The 3,344-nt window shown below is 72.1% G+C and carries 3 protein-coding genes; all 3 read right to left on the bottom strand.

Annotation, left to right across the window (positions count from 1 at the left end):
- A partial coding sequence (locus tag ACNPM4_RS14130) for an ABC1 kinase family protein (RefSeq protein WP_448986073.1) occupies positions 1 to 1,694 on the bottom strand: 1,694 nt, incomplete at its 3' end.
- A 45-nt stretch (positions 1,695 to 1,739) separates the two neighbouring features.
- Positions 1,740 to 2,372, bottom strand: a complete 633-nt coding sequence (locus ACNPM4_RS14125) for a PadR family transcriptional regulator (protein WP_029264018.1) — start codon at positions 2,370 to 2,372, stop codon at positions 1,740 to 1,742.
- A 95-nt stretch (positions 2,373 to 2,467) separates the two neighbouring features.
- Positions 2,468 to 3,344, bottom strand: an 877-nt coding sequence (locus tag ACNPM4_RS14120; RefSeq protein ID WP_448986072.1) for an ROK family protein, incomplete at its 5' end; no start/stop codon positions are given.

Here is a 3,344-nt window from a genome sequence, read left to right as displayed (position 1 = left end):
CCCCCGCGACCGACGCCGGCGAACACCGAGTGCAGCAGCGGCAGGGCCGAGACGCAGATCAGGGTGATGCCCAGCGGAGGCAGCGAGGGGACGAGCAGGGCACCGCCCACGAGCAGCGCCGCGAACAGCACTCCCGAGGCGATGCGACGCGCGATGCCCTCGAGCCGATCGAGGCGGCGCTCGAGCCGTGAGGTGTCGAACGACACGTTGCCGTCGTCGATGCGGGTGATGATCCGGTCGATGCGGCCGGGCAGCTGCCAGGTAGTGCTCATCGTGTCCATCGCCTGCGTCGCGAAGGCCTGCACGATGTTGCCGCTCTCGTCGCGCAGCAGTCGGCCGGCATAGGGCTCAGCGGCATCCCACACGTTGAACGCCGGGTCGAGTCCGCTGCACATGCCGGAGGTCAGCGAGACCGCGCGGATGAGCAGCAGCATGTTCTCGGGCAGCTGCAGCGGGAGCGAGCGCACCATGTCGCCGAACTCCTCCGCGAAGTCGCGGAACTCCCGGGGATCGACCTTGCTGAGTTCGGCGAAACCCATGCCGCCGAAGCGGGCGAACAGCGCGCTCAGAGCACGTTCGAGCTCGTTGGTGTCGGCCGACGGCAGCAGGACGCCGATCTCCTGGGCGGCGGCGACGAGGCCGCGGCTGTCACGCCCGGCGACCGCGATGAGGAGCGTGCGCAGCCCGTCGCGGAGACTGTCGGGAACCTCGGCCATCATCCCGAAGTCGATGAACGTGAGCTGGAAGTTCCGCCCCGACTCGCCTGCGCCCGCGTGGACCGGCGTCACGAAGATGTTGCCGGGGTGCGGGTCGGCGTGCACGAAGCTGTGCGTGAACACCTGGTCGAACATGACCTCGGCGAACACCGCGGCGACCGCGGACGGGTCGATGCCGGCGGCACGCAGCGCATCCGTGTCGTTGATCTTGATCGCGGTGACGTCGGACAGCGTGAGCACGCGACGGGTCGACCGCTCCCACACGATCTCGGGAGCGGCGACGCGCGGGTCGTCGGCGAAGTTCTCGCGGAACCGCTCGGCGCTCGCGGCTTCGTGCAGGTAGTCGATCTCCTCGAGGCTGGTCGCGGCGAACTCCTCGACCAACGCGGGAGCATCGACCCGGTCGGCGACGAGGCGCACGCGGGTCAGCCAGCGGGCGACCCGGCGGAGCGCGGCGAGGTCGACCGCGACGATCCCGTCGATACCCGGCCGTTGCACCTTGACGACGACGTGGCCGAGTCCGGTGTCGGCCGCGTCGAGTGCCGAGAGCCGGGCCCGGTGCACCTGACCGAGGGATGCCGCCGCGACCGGAGTGTCGTCGAACCACGCGTAGGCGCGCTCGAGCGGGATGCCGAGTTCGGCCTCGGCGAGCGCGCGGATGGCCGCGGTGGGCACGGCCGGCACCTCGTCCTGCAGCCCCTCGAGCTCTTTCGTGATCTCGGGCGGCAGCACGTCGAGGCGCGACGACATGAACTGTCCGACCTTGATCATGAGACCGCCGAGTTCGACCGCGAGCACATGGAAGCGACGCGCGAACGTCTGCATCCGCTGCCCTCGTGTGCGCTCGGCGACCCGGCTCATGCCGAGCCGCGGGAGCACCAGCTCGAACCACCAGATCTTCAGGAACTCCCGGCCCGCGAACGACACGATGCGGCGGTACCTGGCGCGGTGGGCGCCCTGTGCCGCGGCATCCGTCATCGCGTGGTCCTCTCGCAGGCCCTCACCCGATGCCGCACTGCGCGGTCAGTCCTGCGCGAGGATCGAGTACAGCCTACGGCGGGCTTCGTCGAGGATCTCGATGGTCTGCTGCACCTGCTCGGGCGAACCGCTGCGACCGACCTGCGCTGCGGCGGCGGCGAGGTCGACGCCCGCCTTGGGCAGCGCGCTGAAGCGGGCGCTGTCACGGTGGCCGTCCTTGCCGGACGACTCCCACGGGGCCGGGGTCTCGGAGCTCTCGTCGGCGACGGCGCGGCCGGCCTCGGTGAGCGAGTAGGTCTTGCGGCCGTTCTGCTCCTCGGCCTCGATGAGTCCTTCATCGGCGAGCAGCTGCAGCGTGGGGTACACGGAGCCGGCACTCGGCTTCCAGGTGCCGCCGCTGCGCTCGGCGATCTCGTTGATGATCTGGTAGCCGTGCATCGGCTTCTCGGCGAGCAGGGAGAGCACGGCCGTGCGGACATCACCGCGGGCCATGCGCGAGCCGCCGGACGGGCGGGGCTCGAACGACTTGCGGAGCTGGTCCATCGCCTCGAAGATCGCGGATGCCGGACCGCCGGGGCCCGTGCCGAAGCCGGCGCCGCCGAAGAGGCCGCCGGGGCCGCCGTTGTTCCCGGAGCCGCTGGTGCCGCCGAACGGGTTGGAGGGGAATGCGTTGTTCATGATGACCTCCTGATGGGGTGAACGATACTCAACGATATGTCGTTCACCCTGAGGATGGGGTGGGAGTTTCAGGAGGGAGGGCGGCGCTCCCGATCTCAGTCCGAGCGCTCGACCAGGCGCGCGCCGAGGAGCGCGGCACCGGTGAGAGCCGCATCGATCCCGAGCTGCGCCGGGACCACGCGAGCCGCCGAGGGTCCGGGCATCGCGGCCGCGCGATAGGCCCGCCGCACCTCGGCCAGATAGGTCTCGCCGATCTCGGCGACCCCGCCGCCGACCACGATCACCTCGAGGTCGAGGGCGGCATTGGCGCTCGCGAGGGCGCGCCCGAGATGGTGCGCACCGTCGCGGATCACCCGTTCCGCCCGGGCGTCTCCGCGCAGAGCCGCCGCGTGCACCTCGCGCAGGGGAAGGCGCACCCCGGCCTCCTCGAAGAACGTCTGCTCCAGAGCGGGGCCGGAGGCCACGGCCTCCACGTGGCCGAAGCCGCCGCAGGGGCAGCGCCGCTCGGCGAGGTTCGGGGGCAGCGAGATCTCCATGTGCCCGATCGAGCCCGCGGTGCCGGTGACGCCGCGACGCAGTCCGTCCGCGAGAACGACGGCGCCCCCGATCCCGGTGCCGACCGCGACCATCAGCATCGCGTCCGCGCCCGCTCCGGCGCCCCGCTCGGCCTCGGCCACCGCGGCGGCATGCACGTCGTTGACCACCGCGACCGGGGCGCCGAGCGCACCCGCGAGGGCCCTCCGCAGGGGGAATCCGACCCAGCCGCTGATCGCATCCGTGGCCGAGGTGATCGTGCCGTCCGGCCCGACGACCCCGGCAGTCCCGATCCCGACCGCGTCCACCGGGTCGCCGCGGCGCACCGCGCGCACGGCATCCGCCGCCGCCTGCACGATGGCGGGACCGCCCGCGCGGGACGGTGTCGCGAGGGTGCGCACCTCGGTGGCCCTCTCGAGCCGGTCGCCGTCGCGCGCG

The sequence above is a fragment of the Microbacterium umsixpiens genome (assembly GCF_053543675.1).
Note: the sequence above shows the minus strand (reverse complement) of the source record. Positions and strands in the feature narration are given on the sequence as shown.